The 24,143-nt window shown below is 44.2% G+C and carries 24 protein-coding genes, 1 pseudogene and 1 other annotated feature; of the genes and pseudogenes, 5 read left to right on the top strand and 20 right to left on the bottom strand.

Annotation, left to right across the window (positions count from 1 at the left end; genetic code table 11):
• Positions 1 to 6 precede the first annotated feature (6 nt).
• The 4 genes from ACWF5P_RS03460 to safA all read right to left on the bottom strand — a co-directional run bounded on the left by ACWF5P_RS03460 (position 7) and on the right by safA (position 5,030).
• Complete coding sequence (locus tag ACWF5P_RS03460; RefSeq protein WP_230176806.1) at positions 7 to 507, bottom strand: intercompartmental signaling factor BofC; 501 nt, start codon at positions 505 to 507, stop codon at positions 7 to 9.
• A 109-nt stretch (positions 508 to 616) separates the two neighbouring features.
• Positions 617 to 1,216 carry a YhcN/YlaJ family sporulation lipoprotein gene (locus tag ACWF5P_RS03455; protein WP_157831014.1) on the bottom strand — a complete coding sequence of 200 codons (600 nt, stop codon included), beginning with the start codon at positions 1,214 to 1,216 and terminating at the stop codon, positions 617 to 619.
• A 102-nt stretch (positions 1,217 to 1,318) separates the two neighbouring features.
• Positions 1,319 to 2,266, bottom strand: a complete 948-nt coding sequence (locus tag ACWF5P_RS03450) for a phosphotransferase (protein WP_452444593.1) — start codon at positions 2,264 to 2,266, stop codon at positions 1,319 to 1,321.
• Complete coding sequence (gene safA, locus ACWF5P_RS03445) at positions 2,256 to 5,030, bottom strand: SafA/ExsA family spore coat assembly protein (protein WP_452444592.1); 2,775 nt, start codon at positions 5,028 to 5,030, stop codon at positions 2,256 to 2,258. Before safA ends, ACWF5P_RS03450 begins: the two co-directional genes overlap by 11 nt.
• 366 nt (positions 5,031 to 5,396) lie before the next feature.
• Here safA and ypfJ point away from each other — a divergent pair, with 366 nt between their 5' ends.
• Positions 5,397 to 6,242: a KPN_02809 family neutral zinc metallopeptidase gene (gene ypfJ, locus ACWF5P_RS03440; protein WP_434167488.1), complete on the top strand. Its 846-nt coding sequence runs from the start codon at positions 5,397 to 5,399 to the stop codon at positions 6,240 to 6,242.
• A gap of 411 nt (positions 6,243 to 6,653) precedes the next feature.
• Here ypfJ and nadA read toward each other — a convergent pair whose 3' ends face one another.
• From nadA to nadB, 3 genes are read right to left on the bottom strand one after another with little or no spacing between them, the layout of a single operon-like run.
• Complete coding sequence (nadA, locus tag ACWF5P_RS03435; RefSeq protein WP_434167489.1) at positions 6,654 to 7,760, bottom strand: quinolinate synthase NadA; 1,107 nt, start codon at positions 7,758 to 7,760, stop codon at positions 6,654 to 6,656.
• Positions 7,757 to 8,608 (bottom strand): carboxylating nicotinate-nucleotide diphosphorylase, encoded by an 852-nt coding sequence (nadC, locus tag ACWF5P_RS03430; RefSeq protein ID WP_434167490.1) that lies wholly within the window; start codon positions 8,606 to 8,608, stop codon positions 7,757 to 7,759. The genes nadA and nadC overlap by 4 nt, the downstream gene beginning before the upstream one ends.
• Positions 8,589 to 10,172, bottom strand: a complete 1,584-nt coding sequence (gene nadB / locus ACWF5P_RS03425; protein WP_452444591.1) for an L-aspartate oxidase — start codon at positions 10,170 to 10,172, stop codon at positions 8,589 to 8,591. The genes nadC and nadB overlap by 20 nt, the downstream gene beginning before the upstream one ends.
• Before the next feature lie 104 nt (positions 10,173 to 10,276).
• Between nadB and ACWF5P_RS03420 the strand changes: the two genes are divergently transcribed.
• Together ACWF5P_RS03420 and ACWF5P_RS03415 are read left to right on the top strand one after the other, a co-directional pair.
• Positions 10,277 to 11,404 carry an IscS subfamily cysteine desulfurase gene (locus tag ACWF5P_RS03420; RefSeq protein ID WP_434167492.1) on the top strand — a complete coding sequence of 376 codons (1,128 nt, stop codon included), beginning with the start codon at positions 10,277 to 10,279 and terminating at the stop codon, positions 11,402 to 11,404.
• 49 nt (positions 11,405 to 11,453) lie between these two features.
• On the top strand, positions 11,454 to 11,984 hold the full coding sequence (locus ACWF5P_RS03415; RefSeq protein WP_101222780.1) for a transcription repressor NadR: 531 nt from the start codon (positions 11,454 to 11,456) through the stop codon (positions 11,982 to 11,984).
• A 57-nt stretch (positions 11,985 to 12,041) separates the two neighbouring features.
• Here ACWF5P_RS03415 and ACWF5P_RS03410 read toward each other — a convergent pair whose 3' ends face one another.
• Together ACWF5P_RS03410 and pheA are read right to left on the bottom strand one after the other, a co-directional pair.
• On the bottom strand, positions 12,042 to 12,734 hold the full coding sequence (locus ACWF5P_RS03410; RefSeq protein WP_230176800.1) for a DUF6944 family repetitive protein: 693 nt from the start codon (positions 12,732 to 12,734) through the stop codon (positions 12,042 to 12,044).
• 333 nt (positions 12,735 to 13,067) lie between these two features.
• Positions 13,068 to 13,943, bottom strand: a complete 876-nt coding sequence (pheA, locus tag ACWF5P_RS03405; RefSeq protein WP_101222781.1) for a prephenate dehydratase — start codon at positions 13,941 to 13,943, stop codon at positions 13,068 to 13,070.
• A 324-nt stretch (positions 13,944 to 14,267) separates the two neighbouring features.
• Here pheA and ACWF5P_RS03400 point away from each other — a divergent pair.
• Positions 14,268 to 14,386, top strand: a pseudogene (locus ACWF5P_RS03400) (transposase); the annotation flags it as partial.
• Between the two features lie 185 nt (positions 14,387 to 14,571).
• Here ACWF5P_RS03400 and ACWF5P_RS03395 read toward each other — a convergent pair.
• From ACWF5P_RS03395 to ACWF5P_RS03355, 9 genes are all read right to left on the bottom strand, one after another.
• The gene (locus ACWF5P_RS03395) at positions 14,572 to 15,021 is read right to left on the bottom strand and encodes an ACT domain-containing protein (RefSeq protein WP_034308837.1); all 450 of its coding nucleotides are present in this window, start codon (positions 15,019 to 15,021) and stop codon (positions 14,572 to 14,574) included.
• Positions 15,022 to 15,061: 40 nt separating this feature from the next.
• Positions 15,062 to 16,351 carry a GTPase ObgE gene (obgE, locus tag ACWF5P_RS03390; RefSeq protein ID WP_101222782.1) on the bottom strand — a complete coding sequence of 430 codons (1,290 nt, stop codon included), beginning with the start codon at positions 16,349 to 16,351 and terminating at the stop codon, positions 15,062 to 15,064.
• 48 nt (positions 16,352 to 16,399) lie between these two features.
• Positions 16,400 to 16,939 carry a Spo0B domain-containing protein gene (locus tag ACWF5P_RS03385; protein WP_101222783.1) on the bottom strand — a complete coding sequence of 180 codons (540 nt, stop codon included), beginning with the start codon at positions 16,937 to 16,939 and terminating at the stop codon, positions 16,400 to 16,402.
• 539 nt (positions 16,940 to 17,478) lie between these two features.
• Positions 17,479 to 17,769 (bottom strand): 50S ribosomal protein L27, encoded by a 291-nt coding sequence (gene rpmA / locus ACWF5P_RS03380; protein WP_048688955.1) that lies wholly within the window; start codon positions 17,767 to 17,769, stop codon positions 17,479 to 17,481.
• A 12-nt stretch (positions 17,770 to 17,781) separates the two neighbouring features.
• Positions 17,782 to 18,114 (bottom strand): ribosomal-processing cysteine protease Prp, encoded by a 333-nt coding sequence (locus ACWF5P_RS03375; protein WP_101222784.1) that lies wholly within the window; start codon positions 18,112 to 18,114, stop codon positions 17,782 to 17,784.
• Positions 18,115 to 18,127: 13 nt separating this feature from the next.
• Positions 18,128 to 18,436, bottom strand: coding sequence for a 50S ribosomal protein L21 (gene rplU / locus ACWF5P_RS03370; RefSeq protein ID WP_034308849.1), 309 nt, complete (start codon positions 18,434 to 18,436; stop codon positions 18,128 to 18,130).
• Positions 18,437 to 18,449: 13 nt separating this feature from the next.
• Positions 18,450 to 18,533 (bottom strand) — a sequence feature (ribosomal protein L21 leader region).
• A gap of 75 nt (positions 18,534 to 18,608) precedes the next feature.
• Positions 18,609 to 20,081 carry an Rne/Rng family ribonuclease gene (locus ACWF5P_RS03365; RefSeq protein ID WP_452444627.1) on the bottom strand — a complete coding sequence of 491 codons (1,473 nt, stop codon included), beginning with the start codon at positions 20,079 to 20,081 and terminating at the stop codon, positions 18,609 to 18,611.
• Positions 20,082 to 20,123: 42 nt separating this feature from the next.
• Entirely contained in the window at positions 20,124 to 20,990 is an 867-nt protein-coding gene (locus ACWF5P_RS03360; RefSeq protein ID WP_101222786.1) for a M50 family metallopeptidase, read from the bottom strand.
• Complete coding sequence (locus tag ACWF5P_RS03355) at positions 20,983 to 21,732, bottom strand: peptidoglycan DD-metalloendopeptidase family protein (RefSeq protein ID WP_452444590.1); 750 nt, start codon at positions 21,730 to 21,732, stop codon at positions 20,983 to 20,985. Before ACWF5P_RS03355 ends, ACWF5P_RS03360 begins: the two co-directional genes overlap by 8 nt.
• 239 nt (positions 21,733 to 21,971) lie before the next feature.
• Between ACWF5P_RS03355 and ACWF5P_RS03350 the strand changes: the two genes are divergently transcribed.
• Entirely contained in the window at positions 21,972 to 22,415 is a 444-nt protein-coding gene (locus ACWF5P_RS03350; protein WP_034308861.1) for a S1 domain-containing RNA-binding protein, read from the top strand.
• Positions 22,416 to 22,541: 126 nt separating this feature from the next.
• On the opposite strand, the gene minD is transcribed toward ACWF5P_RS03350, so the two are convergent.
• Together minD and minC are read right to left on the bottom strand one after the other, a co-directional pair.
• Complete coding sequence (minD, locus tag ACWF5P_RS03345) at positions 22,542 to 23,345, bottom strand: septum site-determining protein MinD (RefSeq protein ID WP_034308862.1); 804 nt, start codon at positions 23,343 to 23,345, stop codon at positions 22,542 to 22,544.
• Positions 23,346 to 23,347: 2 nt separating this feature from the next.
• Positions 23,348 to 24,031, bottom strand: a complete 684-nt coding sequence (gene minC, locus ACWF5P_RS03340; RefSeq protein ID WP_230176797.1) for a septum site-determining protein MinC — start codon at positions 24,029 to 24,031, stop codon at positions 23,348 to 23,350.
• Between the last annotated feature and the right edge of the window lie 112 nt (positions 24,032 to 24,143).

Here is a 24,143-nt window from a genome sequence, read left to right as displayed (position 1 = left end):
CCCACCCTAGTTTACCGAATATGGCTCATATTCTTTAATAAGCTGTTTATATTGGTCTTTATTCATGATCGGAATCCCTTTTTGCAGTTCCTCCTGCTTGTATGCTTCTAGTTTACCAACGTCTATTTGGTAAAAAGTATGAATGATCTTGGCATGCTCAGGCCTTCCGATAAAAATGGATAATGTACCATCTTCCCTCATACCAAGGTAACCGTTCGCTTTTAAGAGCGGAGATATGTCATTTTCAATTTTCTTCATGACAATCTGCTCTTCATTTTGATCGACTACTTTCCATCCTTCATATTTTGACCAAAAGTCCTCCATCGACCAAATGGTTTCTGTCAATTTCTCTTCACTTAACTCGCCATCCAGATACATACGCTGAAGAATGACCTTCCTCTCAATTGGATCATTTTCCTTTTGAACGGTTTCTTCGGCAAAAACGGTTAAGCAAAATGGCAATATGAAAAGCGTCATGAAAAATTGGATTCTGAGTTGATTAATCAATATACTCACCTCTTAAGGCGTTTACTTTTTATGTAGTTTGACCCAAATAAGGATTATTAACCAGAAAAAAATCAAAAAGAGCTGACTCCATATCGGGTCAGCTCACTAATTATTTCAAGTGATTTTCGTGAATGTTAAGGTTATCGAACATGTCATTGGCATCTAAAATGATCATTTCCCTCGTGTCGCCATCCCGAAGATTGTTATCAAGTGTCATCGTCCTGAAATAGACACCTTCATCTGTGGTGACATATAGGGTACGGCCATTGGTAAGCGGTCCGATTTCCTTCTTGATTCTTTCTTTAACATCTTTTGCTTGGCTGTAGTCATCAAGCAGCAAGGCTACCAGCATTTCGTCTTTCATGATGATCGTCCTGGTATCGATGACCGGCTCCACTTTATTGGCGACACCATTGACTTTGTCTGCTAAAGCGCCTTCATAAGAATTATAATAAGATGATCGCGCCTTAAGCGGTTTACTCTCATGTCCATGGTAGTTACGGTCACTCTTACTGTACGCATCATCTTTATTGTATAAACCTTGCACCATATTCTCATAATTGATGTTGCGAACCAATGCATCTTTTTCATGGTATCCTGTATCATTCGTGATATTTTCATTTTCCGCTGTATCATTATTAGCACATCCAACCAAACTGACGGCGGCCAATACCGTACAAAGCGGCTGTGCCCATTTTATTTTCTGCACCAATAACCCTCCCATTGCAATTGAATGAGCTATATTACGCTCATAATTAGCATGGGTGTCGAACGGGAAATGTACTCTGTAAGATACGGCCAAAAACCCGTATTAATTCCTATTAAGGGAAGAAATCCTTTTTGCCAATTTTTCATTCATCGTCATCCGCTCCGAAAAACCTTCCACGGACATTTTCCAGACCGAATGAAGCTGGGAAGAACTTTTATTTAGACGATTCCATTCACGGAAAATATCGGTAGGATAAGTTAAAGCATATAAAAAGGCCGGGTCTGACTCATACCTTTGCAATTGCGGCAATTCCCACAGATCGGTGGCCGCATCTTCCAAATGATGCGATATTCGATTTGCATACTGTAAATAATCAATGCACCTCGGGGCATTTGCCATTAGGTCAAAATCGATTAAAGTCAAAGTGCCATCCGCTCTGCGCAAGAAATTATGGTGGGCACAATCACCATGAATGATTACTTTCTTTTCCTTATTCCATAAAGACTGATTTTTATCAAACCCCTCTAGCGCCCATTCACCCCATCTAATCCATTCCTTGATAATATCTTCGGAAACATATTGGCGAACATAAGAAAAGTTCTTTTTAAAAAGTGATAAACGTTCTTTCCACTTTTTTGATTGATTGAACACAGGCGCGTTAATGGAGAGATGTTCCGACACATCATGGAAGCTTTCCAGTAACTTAATTCCCTCTAAACGGTCCTTATGATTGGAATATCTGAATTTTTTCTTACTCGGCGGAAAATAGTCCATACTCCCATACCATTTCCCTTTAAATTCAAAGGGCATTAAATTCTGATGAATATAATACGTTTGATGAAAACCCTTTTGTTTTAACAAAGAAGTCAATTCCCTTTGCCGATCCCACTTTTCAAAGCTGTCGAATCCTTTAAGGATCATTGAATGACCCTTTTCAAAAGTAATTAAATAGACACTGCTTTGAATATGGTGGACATTCCTTGGCTTACGATTTAAATAAGAGAGGAGACGAGTGTTAAAAACACTGTCTCCTTGATAATTAGTAGTCATCGCTTTCATCTACATATGTCGGTATCCCAAATGTTTCAGGCGCACGAACTCCCCCGAATTGGCCTGGCTGGCCACCCATTTGTCCAGGTAACATAGCTTCAGGTTGCCCCCCTAGCTGACCGCGCATCATGTCCGGCTGACCACCAAATTGTCTAGGCATCATTCCCGGCTGGCCTCCGGTTTGACCGCCCATCATTCCCGGCTGGCCTCCGTTTTGATCGCCCATCATCCACGGCTGACTTCCATTTTGACGGCCCATCCACGGCGGACCTCCGGTTTGACCGCCCATCATCATACCTGGCTGACCTCCATTTTGACCGCCCATCATGCCTGGCTGACTTCCGTTTTGGCCGCCCATCATCATACCTGGCTGACCTCCGTTTTGGCCGCCCATCATCATACCTGGCTGACCTCCATTTTGACCGCCCATCATACCTGGCTGACCTCCGTTTTGACCGCCCATCATGAATGGAGGACCTCCATTTTGGCCGCCCATCATCATACCTGGCTGGCCTCCGTTTTGACCGCCCATCATCATACCTGGCTGACCTCCATTTTGACCGCCCATCATACCTGGCTGACCTCCGTTTTGGCCGCCCATCATCATGCCTGGCTGACCTCCGTTTTGGCCGCCCATCATCATGCCTGGCTGGCCTCCGTTTTGGCCGCCCATCATCATGCCTGGCTGACCTCCGTTTTGGCCGCCCATCATCATGCCTGGCTGACCTCCGTTTTGGCCGCCCATCATCATACCTGGCTGGCCTCCGTTTTGGCCGCCCATCATCATACCTGGCTGACCTCCGTTTTGACCGCCCATCATGAATGGAGGACCTCCTAATTGAATCTCTTTTATTCCTGGTAGACCTCCGTTTTGACTGCCCATCATCATGCCTGGCTGACCTTCGTTTTGGCCGCCCATCATCATGTCTGGCTGACCACCGTTTTGGCTGCCCATCATCATGTCCGGCTGACCTCCGTTTTGGCCGCCCATCATCATGTCCGGCTGACCTCCGTTTTGGCCGCCCATCATCATGTCCGGCTGACCACCGTTTTGGCTGCCCATCATCATGTCCGGCTGACCTCCGTTTTGGCCGCCCATCATCATGTCCGGCTGATCACCGTTTTGGCCGCCGCCCATCATCATGTCCGGCTGACCTCCGTTTTGGCCGCCCATCATCATGTTCGGCTGACCACCGCTTTGGCCGCCCATCATCATGTTCGGCTGACCACCGCTTTGGCCGCCCATCATCATGTTCGGCTGACCACCGCTTTGGCCGCCCATCATCATGAATCCTTCATATTGAGCCGATTCTACTGACTCTTCTTCATATTGTTGCATCTCTTTCTCCATTTGAGACTCATTTAGCGACATCCCTTGGTATGGGGCCTGTTGCTGCTGTGACTGAACGGATTGATATTGGTGATAATCTGGATGGTGATGTGCATTGGTATCCATTTTTTGGTTCCCTTGATACTGTCCTTTCACTTCCGGCCCATAAGTTCCAAGTAACCCCTTATTACAGCCGCAATCTTCCTCTTCCTCTTCCTCACCGGCAGCCTGGTTATACTGCTGAGGGAAGTTATAGTTATTGTTGTATGAAGATGGCGATTCGCCTGGTGACTCATAATCTTGCTGCATATATGAACCTGCTACTTGTGCTTGTTGATTCATCCCTCCATAGTAATGGTGCGGAACCGGTGCGGAGGCTTGATATGGATATTGTTGCTGGCTTGGTATATTCATGCTCGCCCCTTGAACGAATCCTTGATCCATCATTTCCATGTCAGGGGATTCGCCCCAAATATCAGAGCTCTCTTCCATCATATGATAACCATATGTTTCCGGAGCCGTCTGATACCCTGGAACTCCTTGATACGGAGCTTGCATATGCATCTGCGCCCACGGTGGCGGCTGAATGCAATAACCGCTTCCGGGCAAAATTGGTGTTACTGGAATACAATCATCCACCGGCTCAATGTATTCCTGTGCTGGCTGTACAGCTGGCTTTTTCTTCTTTTTAGTGGCTACCGGCTCTTCTTTTTTCTTTGGTAAAGGTGGTGGTGCAGGAGGCTTTTGCACACTCATATTGGTCATGTTGACCATATAGTAATTATTGATATCGATTTCCGGAATCACCGGCATGGGCACCGGAATTTCTTTTGGAACGATTTTTTGCTTTTCTTTAATGATTGGCTTTGGCGGAATGATCTGCTGCTCTTTCTTAACTGGTTTTTCCTTCACTGGCTGTTGAACGATTGGTTGCTCTTTTATCGGCTGTTGATATTTCGGCTGTTCTTTTACCGGCTGTTGATATTTCGGCTGCTCTTTTACCGGCTGCTGAAATTTCGGCTGCTCTTTCATCGGCTGCTGAAATTTCGGCTGTTCTTTTACCGGCTGTTGAAATTTCGGCTGTTCTTTTACCGGCTGCTGAAATTTCGGCTGTTCTTTTACCGGCTGTTGAAACATCGGCTGTTCTTTAACAGCCGGTTTTTGCATAATTGGCTGTTCTTTTATAGGCGCTGGCTGAGCCTGGTACGGTTGAATTTGGGATTCTTTAATTCCCGGTTGAATATTCACGTTTGGTTTAGCCGTTTCTTTTATTACAGCTCCGGATGTCCCTGGTATTTTAATTTTCATTCCGGGCATCATCATATCCGGGTTGCTCAATTGCGCGTTAACTTTTTTAAGTTCTTCAAAACTGACGCCGTATTTTTTGGCGAGTTTCCAAAGTGTATCGCCTTTTTGGACTATATGAATTTTCACGCTGTTAACCCCTCCTGTGCATATGTCCATATATTCTATGAAGCAGTGGGTGAATTGCTATTATTTTTATCATGAAAACTTATGCTTGAAAAATGACATTTATGATTGGATCAATGATTTAGAGAAATGGAAGGTACTTTTTTGGAGAGGAACTAAATGATATGACATCTTCAAAAAGGAAATTTAATTGGGACCATTGCCTTCATTCTAAAAAAAGGAGGCAATGGCTTTTAGGTTTGAAGCCATCATGTTATGAAACGCTCTTTCAAACTTCTGTCTAAACTCAGGGTAATCCGGGTATAAGAAAGTAAATGACCTAAGGCTTTGTCTTCAGGTACTTATCTTACATCCCTGGGGGGAATAATAATGAAATGGAAAGGTAGACAGGGCAGCTCGAACGTCGAGGACAGAAGAGGCATGAGCGGAAAAGGCATGGCCGGAATCGGCGGAGGAATCGGATTGGTAATTGTCTTGATCGTGACGCTTCTTGGCGGTAATCCTAGCGAATTGCTAGGCAGTTTGAATTCTACTGAATCGAACAATGGCAGCACTTATGTCGAGACTGATGAAGAGAAGGAACTTGCGCAGTTCGTATCTGTCGTCCTTGCAGAAACGGAGCAGGTCTGGACAGAAGAATTCCGAAAAAATGGACTGGAATATAAGAAACCGAACCTTGTCCTGTATTCAGGCAGTGTCGAATCGGCATGCGGAATGGCAGCTTCTTCCGTAGGGCCATTTTATTGTCCGGGTGACATGAAACTATATATTGATCTCAGCTTTTATCAAGAGTTGAAGCAAGAGTTCCAGGCACCTGGTGATTTCGCCATGGCCTATGTTATTGCCCACGAAGTCGGACATCACGTTCAGACACTTTTAGGGACAACGGAAAAGGAAATGCCCGATCGTTCACAGGTCAGCGAGACTGAATATAATAGGTATTCTGTCCGTCTTGAACTACAGGCCGATTATTTGGCTGGAGTTTGGGCACATCATGTCCAAGGAGAGAATTTGCTTGAAAAAGGCGATCTTGAGGAGGCCTTGAATGCAGCAAGTGGTGTGGGGGATGACCGTATCCAAGAAAAGGCGCAGGGGTATGTGGTTCCGGACAGCTTCACGCACGGTACATCCGAACAGAGAAAACGGTGGTTCAATAAAGGTTTTAAATCCGGGGATATGAATGAAGGTAATACTTTTAAAGCGAGTAACCTTTAAAAGTTCTTACCTGTTTAGATTAAAAGAAAAAAGGGGGGCTTATCCCCCCTTCAGATTGTAGACAAATTCGAAGAAAAGCGAGTTTGTCTACTTTTTTCATGTTAAAAATTGCAGTTGATTTCAGAAATCCGCTCCCTTTCCGCCGACTGTCTGCCAAGCGTCTGTAGGGTCTAGGCTAGTCAGCTATTCAGCAGGGGTGTCGCAAATTTCTTCAATCCTGTGAGGTTCAGCTAAAACAGTAAAAATACATGGATTACTCGGTCTTGTTTTAAAGTCATGGCAATAATTCTTTGATAAAATTGTAATAGGGATATGGGACAAAACCATTCCAATCCACATCAAGCGGACAAACTCAAAGGGGTATTGCCCCTCTTTTTCTTATGATCCAAAGTCTTTTTAGAAAGCACTGACTCAAACGCGTTCCAGCATTCTGTTTAAAGCTAGGATTGCATTATCCGCAATGTTCTTCTCCACTTTGATCGGATTGATGATTATACCTTCTTCAATGGATTCAAGTGCCCAAAGCAGGTGAGGCAGATCAATTCGGTTCATCGTAAGACATGGACACATATTCGGATTTAACGAGATGATGTTCTTGTCAGGATTATTGGCGATAAGTCGCTTGACAAGGTTCATTTCCGTTCCGATTGCCCAGGAACTGCCTGGTTCTGCTCTTTCGATCATATTGATGATGTACGATGTCGAACCCGCATAATCTGAAAGGGCGACTACCTCACGGCGGCATTCGGGATGAACGATGATATTCATTTCAGGCTGCTCCGCTCGAAGCGTTTCAATATTAGTTGTGGTGAAATTTTCATGGACTGAACAATGTCCTTTCCAAAGAAGTACCTTCAGATCTTCGAGTTCCCCATCATAAATCAATTCATCCTTATGCGGATCCCAGACAGCCATTTCAGTCAATGAGATGCCAAGGTCAAAGGCTGTATTCCTACCAAGATGCTGATCGGGAAGAAAAAGGATCCTTTCCTTTTGCGAAAGTGCCCACGAGACCATCCCTTGTGCATTGGAAGAAGTCACTGTCGCCCCGCCATTTTTACCTACAAATGCTTTGATGGCCGCGGTGGAATTAACATAAGTTAGCGGAAGGATCGTATCGCCAAATAAATCCTGAAGCTTTGTCCAAGCCCGTTCCGTTTGTTCAATATCCGCCATATCCGCCATGGAGCAGCCTGCACGCATGTCAGGAAGGATAACCGTCTGCCCTTCTTCCGTCAAAATATCAGCTGTTTCAGCCATGAAATGCACACCGCAAAACACGATATAATCCGCTTCGCGATTTTGCGCTGAAAGCTGAGCCAATTGAAGTGAATCTCCCGTTGAATCCGAAAATTGAATGACTTCCTCCCGTTGATAATGATGACCTGGGATATAAAGGCGGTTTCCCAGTCGTTCCTTAATGTCCCGGACCCGATTCTCCATCTCTTCCTTTGTCATCGTTTTATACGTTTCAGGCAATGCATTTCCTGCTGTTTTAGCCATTTCCAATATGTTCATTTCAATATCCCCTCACATTCTTTGACCTTTGCGCTAATATCAAGTGCCCTTACACTGTGGGTCAAGCTGCCCAACGAAATATAATCTACCCCTGTTTCCCGATATGAGGCTAGATTGTCTAAATTGATCCCTCCAGAAGCTTCAGTTATGACGTGGGCGGGAACCAATTTAATCAGTTGCTTGATTTCTTCTGGGCTTCGATTATCGAACATGATGATATCTGCACCGGCTTCCACTGCTTCAAGCACCTGTTGTGGCGATTCCGTTTCCACTTCCACTTTAGTGGTATGTCCCAGTTTGGATTTTACCGTTTGAACCGCTTTCGTTATGGACCCAGCGAAAGAAATATGGTTGTCCTTTATCATGACTGCATCATACAGACCATTTCTGTGATTGTATGCCCCGCCGGAACGGACCGCATACTTTTCAAGCATCCGCAGGCCAGGTGTAGTTTTCCTCGTATCACAAGCTCTCGTCTTCGTCCCCGCTAAAATCATGGCAGCTTTATTAGCCTGTGTAGCAATGCCGGACATACGCTGCACTAAATTCAAAACGACCCGTTCCCCTTTTAAAAGAGATGCCATATCGCCGGTCATTCTTGCAAGCTGCTGTCCTTCTTCAAAGACTTCGCCATCTTGAACAAAAAGGAAAACCTCGATTTGCTCATCCAATAATACAAATCCCGTCTTGATGACGTCCCCTCCACTAAAGACCCCGCCTTCTTTTGCGATGAATGTCAAAGTCCCTTGTTCACCTTGATCGAAAATCGTATCACTCGTTACATCGCATTCCCCTATATCTTCCAATAAAAATTGTTGCAGCATCTGCTTAAGCTTCAATATATTCATATAGTCGTCTCCCTTTCACTCGGTTTTTCACATCGGTGCAAGCAAGGATAACCGAATTTTCAAGCCATTTGGCGTCATCTTCGCTTGGATAGTCACTGCGGAAATGACCGCCCCTGCTTTCCGTTCTGGTCAATGCAGATTCGGCAATCAGCCACGCCACTATCATGGCATTTATTTTCGTTATTTCTTCTATCGTTAATTCCGTTACTTCCAAATGCAGCAATTTTTCGATATTAAATGTCTCAAGATAATCCTTCAGTCGAGTTAATCCCGCTTCATCTCGAACGATTCCCGCTTCGTTCATTAATTTTTCCTGCAATGTCGTGAGATCAGGTAAAAAGGTAACCGGACTGGAACTCTTGAACTGCTCTTTTTCTTCCGGTATCGCCCTTGCCGGCACTTTAGCAAGGAAACGGCCAAGTGTATTTCCAAAAACCAGCCCTTCGAGAAGTGAATTGCTTGCCAATCGGTTAGCACCATGTACACCCGTGCACGCTACTTCACCAACAGCAAACAAAGAAGGAACTGAGGTCTGCCCGAATTCATCCACTTCAATTCCTCCCATTAGAAAATGGTTTCCAGGTGCAACGGGGATTTTCCCCGATTGAAGGTCCAGCCCGCTTTTTTCACATAATGAGCTCACTGTCGGAAAACGAATCTTAAAATCCTTAATCATCGAAATATCCAAAAATACCTTTTCACCGCGCTGCAAATAAGAAAAAATCGTTTGTGCCACAATATGCCTTGGAGCTAGATCCTTCAAGCTATGGACATCCTCCATGATCGGCCTTCCCATTTCCGTCACTAATCTCGCACCATCCCCGCGGACCGCTTCTGAAACCAGCCCTTGCGCTTTGCCATTCACAAAAAGCAGGGTCGGATGGAACTGAATGAATTCCATGTCACGAACTTTTGCCCCGGCCTTGAATGCAAGTGCAATTCCATCACCTGATACCGTTTGTGAATTTGAAGTGAAATGGTATAGGGAACCACAGCCGCCTGTAGCCAAAACCGTCTGTTCAGCATGATATGCAGCAAGATTACCTGCCTTATCAAGTGTTTTGACCCCTATGCAGGAATCATCTTTCCCGATGATCAACTCCACTGCAGCAACATTCTCCAGCACAGTAATCGATGATTTTTTCAAGCACCCTATAAGATGTTCCATCATGTACTTCCCGGTAGCATCTCCGTGACTATGGAGGATTCTTCGTTCACTGTGGGCGCCCTCCATGCCAAGCAATAGTGTTCCGTCATGATCATGGTCAAATCGCATACCCGATTCAATAAGATCAGCTATTACCGAAGGTGCCTCTTCGACGAGTTTTTCCACTGCCTTCACCTTGTTATATCGCTGACCAGCCGCCAGCGTATCTTTTTTATGTAAGGATACTCTGTCACGATCAGATATCGCAGCAGCAATCCCGCCCTGAGCTAAATAAGAATTGCCATGACGGATATTTGATTTTGTGATGAGTATCACATGCTTATGTTCACTTGCTTCCAATGCCGTTTTCAAGGCAGCAATACCGCTGCCTATCACGATGATTTCCGCTTTTACCATTATTTCATTCCTCCTGTTTATGACAGGTGTCTTGACAACTATATTTACATATTATTAAACTATTATCAAGAAGTTTTTTAAGATTAAAGGATGGAAGTGATTTCTTGATTTATTTGGATTATGCCGCTACAACTCCGATTGATGAGGAGGCTCTCGACGTATTCAGCCAAGCATCCCGGAAGTTTTTCGGGAATGCGAGCAGTTTGCATGATATTGGCTCTGAGGCGGCACGTTTATTGGATATGTCACGACAGCAACTCGCAGAAATGCTGAACATAAAAAAGGAAGGAATCATCTTTACGAGCGGCGGATCAGAAAGCAACATGCTTGCCATTGATACATTCATCGCTTCGAAACCATCCTGGCAGAACCACTTGATCGTAAGCCGAACTGAACATGCATCTCTTGCCAACCTCGTGACGAAGCTTGAACAAGATGGCTTCGAGGTTACTTATTTACGGCATTTGGAAGATGGCCGTGTTGATATTGAACATCTCCAGGAATGTATGTCGGAGAAAACATGCTTGGTCATTGTCCAGCATGTGAATTCGGAAATCGGGGTCATTCAACCCATTGAGCAAATAAGTGAAATCGTTCGTAAACACCAGGCCTTTTTTCATGTGGATTGTGTCCAATCATTTGCTAAATTACCGCTTGGCAAGATAGCTGCCTCATGTGATGGACTTTCCGTTTCCAGTCATAAGATTTATGGTCCAAAAGGGACTGGGGCCGTCATTTTCCCGGCCATCCATCAGTTGAAGGCTTCGGTCCCGAATATCACTCATGAATATGGTTTCCGACCAGGAACAGTGGACGTCCCCGGAATAGCTTCCTTTGTAACCGCTGCTAAGAAATTGGGGGATATCATGGAAGATGAACGAAAACGGATTTCCACACTTAGGATGCAATTGATCCAACGGCTAACGGATAGGAAAATCGATTTTCAAATCATCGAATCAAAAAACGAGCAATTGCCTCACATTCTGGCGCTGACCTTCGCTGGATTGCAAGGACAGTACATTATGCTGGAATTAAACCAGAAAGGATTCGCCGTTTCGACGGGAAGCGCCTGTCAAATCGGTAAACAGGATCCTTCAAAAACGATGATGGCCATTGGTAAAAGCGAAGATGAAGCCCATCAATTCGTCCGCTTTTCCTTTGGCAAATACACGACGGCCGACGACATTCACAAGTTGGCGGACTGCATCGAAGGAATAGCTGCCATTCGATAAAATCCTCCAATCTGTGTTAGAATGTTTGTAATTAAAGAGGTGAATGTTTATGGAAAGAAAGAAATTACTCGGGGAAGAAAGACGGACGAAACTCTTACATTTATTGCAAACAAGCGCGGAGCCTGTAACAGGCAGCGAGCTTTCGCAGATAACGAATGTAAGCCGGCAGGTTATCGTTGGTGACATAACCCTCCTGAAAGCGCGGAATGAGCCTATCATTGCGACGAGCCAAGGCTATCTGTACTTACAAACGGGGAGCACGCAAAAGCCGGAACGGATCATTGCTTGCCAACACGATCCTTCCCGGACCCAAGAAGAGCTATATTTACTCGTGGATATCGGCATCACGGTGAAAGATGTCAAAATCGAGCACCCCGTATACGGTGACCTAACTGCTTCCATCATGGTCAGCAGCCGTAAGGAAGTCCAGCAATTCCTTTCAAGGGTGACGGCAACGAATGCATCTTTTTTATCGGAGCTAACGAGCGGCATCCATCTCCATACACTGAGCGCATCATCTGAAGAACTGCTCGACGAAGCGGAGTGTGCTTTGAGGGATGCCGGCATTTTAGTCGATTGAATGAACGAAAAAACCTCAAAAGCCATATCTTTTGAGGTTTTTTTATGTTCCTTATGTTCACTCATCATTGGAATTGCTTTCATTTGAGCTGCCATCCCCGGAGTTTTCATCTTCGTTACTTCTTAACTGCCCGATAAGACTAATGACGGAACCGACCGCCTGTACCCAGCCTCCCATCACTTGGATTGATTCAGCATCAGATGGCTTCTCTTCCAAATAAGGATATTGATATTTTTGCAGTTCCTGCTCCTTATCTTGTTCTTCTTGCTCTTGATCCTTATCTTGGTCTTTTTCTAGAATGCTATTTTTAAGTTCGGCAATTCCACCTATCGCTTGCATCGAATTCCCAATCGCCTGCAACAAATTTCCCGTTGCATTGAAGGCCTGCTCCGGTTCATCCGGATTTTCGTATGCCCCCGCCAAAGCGGTGCCTCCGCCCAACGCTTGAATCAGATTACCTTTGATGATTAATTCCTGTTTCGTTATTTCATCAAAATCAATGACTAGGCCTAAGATAACGGTCGAATTCCCGATCGCCTGTATTATATTACCGAATTTATCCAGTGACCAGGTTTCTTCCGCATCAGCCAATAAGGCATTACCTGTTGCTTGAAGTTCATTTCCAATCAAATCCAAGTTCGTACGAAATTCTTCGTCCAAGACTTTGGATGGTGTACCAGCAACAGCAGAAATGACGGTTCCTATCGCTTGAGTCCAAGAACCGAAAGTTTCTTTGAATTGACTATCCATCTCTGCTGACCACCACCCTCTCTCTGCATTTTTGATTAAAAAGGTGCATCCACTGAATCAGTCATCAAGGTATGTATTACTGCTCCTATTTCCACATGTGGCCTACCGGGATTTACTTATTGTATTTGCTTTCATCACAATCGGTGTTTGTTTTTCATCCAGAATCATGCTGCCTACTTTTATATATTTCATAAAATGCACGCCAAGGGAATACAAAACCTTCGCAAAAAAATGCCCCGGGAAAACCCCGGGGCACTTACATATTCATTGGATAAAACTCAGCTGAGGTTGTACCATTTATCATTTTAGAAAAAAAATTTCACAAAAGAAAAATCAGCGCTGCGGTACACCTGTTTGGACTTTAAAGCATGAATAGCTTCCCATGATCGATACCGTACATCCTAAGGCCTCAAGCTCGGAAATCGCTCCTGGGATAAGGACATCGTCAAGGGGCATTTCGATGTCGATGATGAAAAAGTAATTGCCCAATCCAGTTTTCATAGGTCTTGATTCAATCTTGGAAAGGTTAAGTTTCCTCCAGGAAAAAGCGGAAAGGACTTGGTGCAGCTGCCCTGAGTGGTCGGCAGGCAGCTGAATCATCAAGGTCGTTTTCTTGTCGCCTTCAACGGTCAAATGCCCTTCATAGTCGACTTCACTGTTGGATACGACAATAAACTTGGTGTGATTATGTTCGTAATCGTGAATATTTTGTTTTGCAATCGTCAAACCGTATTCCTCTGCAGCCATATCATTTGCAATCGCTGCAATATTGATATCGGGATTCTCCATCACCATCTTCGCAGCGGCAGCTGTGGATGTGACATACTCATACGGAATGCCCCTTAGCTCATTATGTAGAAATTTGCGGCATTGAGCGATGGCATGGGAATGCGAATATACCATGTCAGGTTTGAAACCAGGATATGCATGATCCGGATGCACCATATAATGCTGTTGGATTGGAATCGTCACTTCGCCTTTCATCGGTAATGTGACTTCATGAACTAAGTAATCCATCGTTATATTTACCGAACCCTCCAAAGCATTCTCGATCGGCACGAGCGCGTGATTCACTTCCCCGTCCCGAACAGCATCAAGGCAGTCCGGAATCGTGTTCATCGGTATTTTTATATCATTAGGAAATAGTCGCGATACAGCTAAATCCGTGAACGTTGCTTTTGGTCCAAGAAATGCAATTTTTGATGTCATATTATAAACTCCTTCTCACGGAAAATCTACTGTTTATGTTATGCCATTTTCTGATTTTTTACAATAGTTAATCGTTAATTTCCTCTTTCAAATGAAAACAGCCTGAAGACAAACCCTATAATAAATGAGTTTGTCTTCAAGCTGTTTTAGGTTTTTAAACTTTGACCGTTGATTGGAACGGAGGGCACTCGCTTTCCGCGGGCGGACCGGGAGCCTCCTCGGCGCCATCGCGCCTGCGGGATCTCCCTTGGACGCGCTTTTCCCGCAGGAGTCTGTAACTTAAATTCCAATCAATGAGTTCAATTTGACATGATTACTAGAGTCCGTTGGTCTTTAGGTTACGGTTTCCATGATAAATGCCTCACTTCTCTACGTTCGGCAAAAATTATGAGCCACGCTTTAAAGATACTGACCTGTTTGAACAGATTTTCTCGGAGCTACTATCCTCCCCAACATACATCCATCACGGTCTGCGCCGCATGAAACGAATAGGCAAACTGTTTTGTTCGTTCATCTTTACATAGTAGACACTCTAATGATCAGTTGGAAAAGGTTTCTTAATGAGACCAATTCGAAACCTTTTGTCTACAAACTGACAGCCTGTACATGTGAAATGTACAGGCTGTTTTCATGCGCCGTTACCAATGATTTCGACTTTTTCGACGAACTCCATTTTACGCAGTTTAGTAAGCAGTTCATTAATATCCATCGTCATCCCACCCGTATTCAGGGATAGGGTGACATTTGCACGTCCCTGCAAAGGAATCGTTTGGTGGATGGTCATGATGTTGCAACCGGATGAGGCGACGAGCCGTAAAAGCTCCGATAGAGTACCAGAACGATCTTCGAGATAGAAGAACAGTGTAATCAGCTTTTCCTTAACAACTGTATGAAACGGAAAAACCGTGTCACGGTATTTGTAAAAAGCACTCCTGCTTAGGTCCACTCGCTGTACCGCTTCCCAAACTGATTCCGCTTTTCCCCGTTCAATCATTTCTTTTGCATCCAGCGTTTTTTTCATCGCTTCGGGAAGGACATCCTCTCGAACGAGGAAAAATTTCTGATCGGACTTATTCAAACTCCGCACGCCTCCTTTTGCCTGCCATCATGGTCTCCAATCAATCAACAAATTCAAATTCATATTCAAGGATACGGACGATATCGCCATTTGTCGCACCTTTTTGGCGAAGGCCTTCGTCGACTCCGAATGAACGAAGCTGTCTGGCGAAACGACGTATGGACTCTTCACGGGTGAAGTCAGTCATTTTGAATAAACGCTCGATCTTGAATCCTGATACGGCAAAGCTGCCATCGGGTTCGCGTTCAATGTTAAATTCATCCGACTGTGATGTATGTTTATATAGAACCCGGTGGATTCCAGTATTCTCTTCTTCATGTTCAAGAGGGAACTCTGGGGTCTCTTCGATTTTATCAGCAATAGCATAAAGAAGCTCACGGATCCCTTCACGCGTCACGGCAGAAATCGGGAAGACAGGGTAGTCTTCTTCCAGCTTTTCTTTGAAAGCAGCTAAGTTATCTTCTGAGTCCGGCATATCCATTTTACTTGCTACAATGATTTGCGGACGTTCAGTCAAGCGCAGGTTATACTCTTCCAACTCTTTATTGATTGTTTGGTAGTCTTCATATGGATCCCGGCCTTCAAGACCCGACATATCGATTACATGAACGATTACCCTCGTTCTTTCAATATGGCGCAGGAATTGATGTCCAAGGCCCACACCTTCTGAAGCGCCTTCGATCAGACCAGGTAAATCGGCCATGACGAAGCTGCGGTGATCTTCCGTTTCCACCATTCCGAGGTTCGGGACGATCGTCGTAAAATGGTATTCGGCAATTTTAGGTCTTGCTGCGGATACGACGGAAAGCAAAGTGGATTTCCCTACACTTGGGAAACCAACCAAACCGACATCAGCCAACAGTTTCAATTCCATGACTATATCACGTTCTTGGCCCGGTTCGCCGTTCTCCGCGATTTCAGGTGCAGGATTGGCAGGTGTGGCGAAACGGGAATTTCCCCGGCCTCCGCGGCCACCTTTGGCAATAATGGCGCGTTGTCCGTGCTCAACTAAATCAGCAATGACTTCCTTTGTCTTATCATCAATGACAACGGTGCCTGGTGGAACCTTGATGACCATATCCTTTGCAGCCGCACCGTGCATGTTTTTGGACATGCCATGTTCTCCGCGAGGTGCCTTAAAGTGACGTTGGTAACGGAAATCCATTAATGTACGCAAGCCCTCTTCCACTTCAAAAACGACATTGGCCCCATTTCCGCCATCTCCGCCGGCAGGTCCGCCTTTAGGTATGAATTTCTCACGACGATAAGCAACTATCCCGTTACCACCGTCTCCGCCTTTTACATAGACTTTCGTTTGATCGACAAACATGCTATCACTTCCTTGTTTTCTGCAAGTCATTTCTTGCTGTATGCTTCTCTAAAAGTTAATATCCATCTTAAAAAATATTTCATCCTCATTACATTCAAGAATTTCAATTGATTGCTCGGCCGTCAATGAACTTTCCAAAAACTCGATCACTGGGGATTGATCAATGAACCTGCCTTGCATATGAAATGAACAGCGCATATCGCTCACTTCTTTTTTACACATGGAAACAGCCAGTATATTTTCAAAAAACGGATCGAGATTCTTATCGAGAATTTTAAAGAAATCATTTGTCCAGCGATACATCAGCCCGTCCATCTCAGTTGAGCCTTCAAAAACATCAATGATTTCATATTCGCAATAAAATGATCCATTATTCCAATTCGACGTCAACAACATCTCGGTGAACTTAGGTAAATTCAAACTGGAGAGGCGTGCTTCATTCTGGGTTTCAACAATGATTTCATCAATGATGCCCTTGACACGATCAATTCTGTTCAACTCCAGATTCCCTTTGATGATTTGAATTTTATTCAGCCAGTCATGCCTGGTTTGACGCAGAGTTTCAATAGTCGTCCAATTTTTGTCCATTATTAACACCTTCAATTATGATAAAGAAACTTTTTTTTCAGCTCTATCATGTTGAATACTTCCATTTGTACAGTATATCAAAAAAACAACAAACAGGAAATGAAGCTCGATTCACATGCCTTCACATGAAAGCCCCCGTCCAAAAAATACAGCCGCACACCCTGAGTTCTTTGGACGATGGTAGAGCCATTTGAACTAAAAAAGAGAATGGGCCTTTTATGCACCAATTGGAGATATTATAGTTGAATTGGAGTGTCTATTTGGTTTAAACCAAATCGGATGGATGAGTAATCTTGGATTTCCCCCTGAAAGTTTAAGAAAGCCCGCCGATTGGCGAGCCTTTTGTAAGTCAGAGGTTGTTTTCCTTATACTAATGACTAAAGTCTCCTGCAAACTGCTGGTTCATTTCCTATAGTATAAATAAAGGGCCGGACCCCTTCATCACTATATAGCATACCATTATTAAAAATGACGCGGTATATAGTGTCTTGTAGAAGGAATCAGACCCTTTTGAGTCAGCCTCTGTTCAAAGATGCCAATTATGCTTCTTGTGCAACTGGATATACGCTTACTTTTTTACGGTCACGTCCGAAACGTTCGAATTTAACAACACCGTCTACTTTAGCGTATAGAGTATCGTCTCCACCACGGCCTACGTTCTCACCAGGATAGATTTTTGTTCCGCGTTGACGGTAAAGGATAGAACCACCAGATACGAATTGACCATCTGCACGTTTAGCACCAAGGCGCTTGGAGATTGAGTCACGTCCGTTCTTTGTAGAACCTACTCCTTTTTTCGAAGCGAAGAACTGAAGATCTAATCTTAACATTTGTTCCACCTCCTACTGGTTGAGGATAATTTTCATGTATTTACCATAATCACGTTCGATGGTTTGCAGCGATATGAGCATGCCGTTCAAAAGCAGCTGAACCTTCTCTTCCGATTCCGGCGAAAGATTCCCCGGAATGACGCAGCGAAGATAGCCGCCTTCTCTCCCTTGCTCAATCTCAGGCTCTACGTCCGTTAAGGACATGATTGCATTGACTGCCCCGAAGGAAACAGCCGATACACCTGCACAAACGATATCAGAACCTTTTTTAGCAAAATTAGCATGTCCGCTTAAGGTGAACGAAGCAATCCGTTCCTGCGGAGCATCAAATACAACTTTGATCATCTAGAATCAGCCCTTACGCGTTGATTGCTTCGATAACAACTTTAGTGTATGGTTGACGATGACCTTGTTTTTTACGATTGTTTTTCTTCGCTTTGTATTTGAAAACAGTGATTTTCTTTTGCTTACCTTGTTTTTCGACAGTACCTGTTACAGTAGCGCCTTCAACTAATGGAGCACCGACTTTCACGTCTTCGCCACCTACGAATAAAACTTTGTCAAATGTAACAGTTTCGCCTGCTTCTGCGTTTAATTTTTCAATGTAAACCGCTTCGCCAGCTGCTACTTTAATTTGTTTACCGCCAGTTTCGATAATTGCGTACATACTTGCACCTCCTTAAATGTCTCAGACTCGCCAATCACAGGCGTTTTACCAGAAAGGCAAAAGCTTAAAACCTGATGTTGAGCGGTTGTAGCACGGGTGCTACAAACATAACATTAAAATCCTAACATGAAACAGGAAAGGCTGTCAATATATTTATAACAATTCCCGCCCTTCACTCGAAAGCCTTCCCGATTTCCTGAATGCTCCCGAAGCGCTTGATGGAGTAAGCATTCCTCGAACCTGGGATAAAAGACAGGAATACCTTTTTACCGATCAATTCCTCCAATGTCGGCCGATATGATTCCTTTTCACCTAGCAGCACGTCCGCCACCGCTTTACTGGCCTCCACCCAGACCGCTTCATCATCTGTCTTCCTGTGTTCCAGCAGTTCACGTTCCAACCGGAAGGCAACCGTTTCAGGGCTCTCGATTTTACCGCTTCCACTGCACACTGGGCAAGGCACCGTCGTCACCTCACTTAAAGATGGGGAGGTTCGCTTTCTCGTCATTTGTAAAATGCCCAGTTCCGTAAAACCGATGACCTGGGTTCGCTTCTCATCCCTCACCGCTTCCTTTTTAACGATTTCGATGATTTCCTGCTTATGCCGGGACTGCTCCATATTGATGAAATCTATCAGGATGATTCCGCTGATATTCCTCAATCTCAGTTGACGGGCGACCTCTTTCGCCGCAGCCTGATTAACCGCAAACAACGTTGCTTCCTTCGCCACCTTGCCGGTGAACTTACCTGAATTGACATCGATTACGGTGAAAGCTTCCGTTTCTTCAAAAATTAAATATCCGCCATTCTCAAGCCAAACGATTTTCTTGGCCATTTTCTCAACTTGCGCTTCCACATTCCATTCGGAAAAAATATTCTTTGTACCCGATACATGGGATATTTCCCACTCCTTACGGTTTTCCTGTATCCATTTTTTCAACTCGAGATAGGCCTCGAAGTCATCGATGGCAAGTTCCCCGGTCGCCGTTCCCGACATTTCGGAAATGATCATATCAAGGTATTCATCCCTCTCATAGAGAAGGGAAGGGGCCTTGAGGGACGCAGCCTTAAGTTCAAGCCCTTTAAAGAGCTCCCGCAATCCATTTAACCTGTCAAGGAAGACCGATTCACTTTCGTTCTCCATCGAGGTGCGGACAATCAATCCCTCATCAGGCTTTTTATGCTGCAAGGCAGTTTCCCGCCATTGCTTCTGAAGATCATTGTTTTTGAATTTCTTTGAAACACCAACATAATCTATTCCATGTATGTATACGAGGGAATCTGTCGAAAACTCGATCAGCCCAGTCAATTTAGCTCCTTTGGTGCCCGTTTCATCCCGCGTCACCTGAACTAGCAGCTTTTCTCCCTGACGGACAAATTGACCGATCGAGGCTTTCCCATCACTTTTTTTTATCAGCTGGAAAGAGGGAATCTCGTCACGGTGTAAAAAACCATTTTTCTCTGCTCCATAATCAATGAAGACGGCATCCATGCCCGGTAACACCTTCGTCACCTTCCCAAGATAAATATTACCGACCGTACTGCGCTTTTGAGGCGGAATGATTTCAAGTTTACGTAAAACACCATTCTCAAGTACAGCCACTCTTTTTTCGCGTGAAGCCAGGTTCGCGATCATTTTTTTCATCAAAAAAAATCCTCTCCTCAATTTGAGGAAAGGATAACATATTTAATAAGAATATAATAGGTCGCCGATTTTCCCGTTTGTCATTTTCTCGGAAAAATAGGCATGAAGGATTTCCGTTTCATCCAACGAGCCGCTCTCTTTCCCGTTTTTCATGATGATCACGGGGTGTTTACAGCCGCGTTGAAACATTTCCAGCACTTTATAAATCGGTTCTTGTGAATCCACCGAGATTGGCTTCAGTTTCGCCAAATCATTCGTATGCCCGTAATGGCGCTGCAAAAGAAAACGGATGAACGCATAATACCTCTGCCGCCATTCCATGACGAGTGAGAGACTTATGAAAAAGATGATGAGCCAGATGTTCAAATTGAGCGGATCCAGAATGAGCCAGGTCAAAAAAGCAAGGAAAGCGAATACTGCAGAAAAGTGAAGTGTATGCTTCTGCGCTTCCAGAAAGGTGCAGTATAGGGAAACACCGATGAATAGCAGCCTTCCCCCGTCCAGGGGCCAAATTGGCAGCAGATTAAAAATCAGCAGCATAAGATTCATATACAAAAATGGCTGGTACAGCTCATATGGAATAATGGTAAAGAAATAGAGCAGAAAAGCTGCGCCAATGAGCCAAACGTGTTGAAGCGGACCGGCAAGCACCACCGCCAAATCCTCCTTCAAACTCTTGTTTCCATATTCCTCAGTCTCGACAGCCCCGCCAAAAGGAAGAAGCTGGATTGACTTTATCCGCCATTTGAAGTGCTGCGCACAGACGGCATGCCCCATCTCATGTATGAAGACGATGAGCAACAGCATCATCACTTCAACGAAATGGGCTGTGAGGATGGCGATGCCAATGACAAACCACAATGTCGGGTGCACCCTGATTTTAAACAGTAACTTCCCATATTCACTCAAAGGAAATCACCTTTTTAGGATCGACGAAAGCATCATTTTCCTTTATCGCTAAATAAAACCTGCCCATGGATCCATCTTCACTTAGTGTAACCTGTCCGACTTCATTGCCCTTTTTAACGAACTCATACAATTTCACATCAATTTCTTTCAGCTGCCCATACCAAGATTCAGTTTTATTGGCATGCTGAATGACTACCGTCTTTCCGATCCCCTCCTTTTCACCGGCAAAAATGACTACCCCTTCATTAACGGCCTCGACCTTTGAGCCTTTGCTCGTTTCCAATATGACTCCCTCACCGTTCGTCTCGAAGTTTTGGGTAATCTTCGCAGAAGCTGGCATTGCATATTCTTCATTCGAATCAACAGTTTCCGTATTGGCTTCATTCGGTAAAAAAGCGATTGGTTTACCAAACGCACTTTCGTACCAATTGGAGATTGAAGCGAACTGAAATTCCTTGCTCATGTTCTCCGTGACAAAACTCCTGGCAGGGTCAAGCCGCACAGAAGGGTGTTTGAACATCACCGCGACAATCAGGAACAGGCATACACTGGCAAGGATTTTAAAGAAAAAATATTCTTTCTTGAAGAGCGGATGGTCTTTTTCGGAATATCCGTTATATGAATCAATCCCATATGGTTCCTCATTGTTGATCTCCGTCCAACTACTGCTTCCTGCAGGTTTATCATTAAACTTGCGTCTCTTGGCGATACGATTGCGGATATCTTTCCTGCGATCATCCATTCCAGACTTCCCCCCCTGCTCATGTCAAAGCGCTATATTACAACGTATGAGCAACTTGTCCAGACTATTCTGCACTTCCCTTAAAAAATTTTTTCCGATGAAAAATTCACTGAAACTTATGAATTTCCAAGGTGGTTCGGGCAATCGATTCAGAAAATCGAATAATTGAGATTGATATTGTTCCCCGGAATTTGTTATAATAAAGTGGTTTTAACATTATTGAGGGGGAACATTTTTTTATGTCAATCGAAATAGGCAGCAAAGTACAAGGTAAAGTAACAGGTATCACTAATTTTGGAGCATTCGTAGAATTACCAGGAGGCTCAACAGGTCTTGTGCATATCAGTGAGGTAGCAGATAGCTATGTAAAAGACGTAAATGACCATCTTAAAGTAGGCGACCAAATTGAAGTAAAAGTGATTAGTGAGAAAGACGGAAAAACTGCCTTGTCCATCAAAAAGGCTATAGATAGACCCGAAGGGCAAACCTCTTCTTATACCAAACGCCCACCACGCCAAGGGGATAGCCGTTCTAAAGATTTTCGTTCAAAAGGTAATTTCCAACCAAAGGAAAATTTCGAAGATAAAATGGTGCGCTTTTTAAAGACTAGTGAAGAAAATTTATCGACTCTTAAACGCAGCACCGAATCAAAACGCGGCGGCAGAGGCGGAAGACGCGGATAACCCGCTGCATTTTTAGCATATAGATCAGGCAAGCCAGTATATGGCTTGCCTTTTTTATTTCACAAGAAGCATAAAAAAAAGCGAGGGCATCAAATGCTCCCCGCTTCTTGACAAAAGAATATAGATTTACCGCACGCTGAAGAATTTTTTCAATTTGGACATGAAGCCCTTTGGTTCGCTGCCAATTGGAGTCAAGGGCACAGATTCACCAAGGATCCTTCTGGCGATGTTCCGATAGGCAAGTGAAACTCTATTATCCGGATTATAGGCAATGGGTTCCTTTTTATTCGCTGCCACAATGACCTGGTCATCATCAGGAATGACGCCGATCAAATCAATCTTAAGAAAATCGGCAACTCCATCGATATCCATTTCTTCATCCTCATGAAGCAAATGGCCGCGGATCCGGTTGATGATCAATTGGGGCGGTTCAATATGCTCTTCTTTTTCAAGCAGGCCAATAATACGGTCAGCATCCCTGACAGCCGGTCTCTCTGCAGTCGTAACGATGATAGCCTTGTCTGCCCCAGCTATGGCATTCCTGAAGCCCTGTTCAATGCCTGCAGGGCAATCAATGATGACATAATCATAGTCAGGCTTCATATCGCTGATGAGTTTCCTCATCTGCTCTTCATTCACCACTGTTTTGTCACTATTTTGCGGAGCGGGAAGCAGATAAAGCAAATCCTCGAAATGTTTATCTTTTATAAGCGCCTGGTGTATCTTACAGCGCCCTTCGACCACATCGACCAAATCATAGATGATGCGATTCTCCAATCCCATGATCACATCCAAATTCCGAAGACCAATATCCGTATCAATCAAGCAAACCTTTTTGCCTAGAAGAGCTAAAGATGTTCCTAAATTGGCGGAGGTGGTCGTTTTCCCGACACCACCCTTACCGGATGTTATAACTATTGCCTCTCCCACGATTAGAGACCCCCTTCTAATCTATTTAAATTAGGTCTATATTTCTTTAAGACTTGCAATTTTTCTATTATGATATTTTGTTCTTCATCCATGAAGGCACATTCCAAGTCATGTCCCCATTTCGTATATTGGTCAGGAGATAAATTCACTTTTCCGGCAATACGCAGTTGGGCAGGCTTCATGACAGAGGCAGCTATAATGGCCTCGTTATTCCCTTTATATCCGGCATGGGCTATTCCCTTTAACTGTCCCATGATATATATGTTGCCACCCGCACGAACCGTTCCGTCGGGATTGACATCCCCTATCAGCAGTAAGTCCCCGGGAACTTCAAAAACCTGTCCCGACCTTATCACCTTGGTCACGGTCGTCACTTGGTTTTCATCTTTCCATCGTTTCGCTTCATCCTTCGTCAGGACATTCGAAATCATCTCATCCACGAAAAGCTTCTTCTTTTTATGGATGACCTCTTTAATCTGTTCTTCTTGTTGTTCATCAAGATAGCGGTTCCCTGTATGTACTTTTACGGAAATGGACGGGTCATTTTCTTGAAACTGATAGTTTGCCGAAAGCTTCACTTCTAACTCTTTCAATAATTCGGAAAATGAGCAAGAATCATCGAGATGAAGCATAAACCCGTCTTTTGTTCCCTTAATCATGACATTTTGCTGAATTCTTTTATTCATGACGTTTGTTTCACCTCAATGAAATATAATTCGACATAGGAAAACAAATTTCCTTTTTCTACGTACACGGAAATGAGAAAATACATTTCCCACCTGCTTCTTAAGACACAGG

Source organism: Peribacillus sp. NPDC055009, from assembly GCF_053608705.1.
Note: the sequence above shows the minus strand (reverse complement) of the source record. Positions and strands in the feature narration are given on the sequence as shown.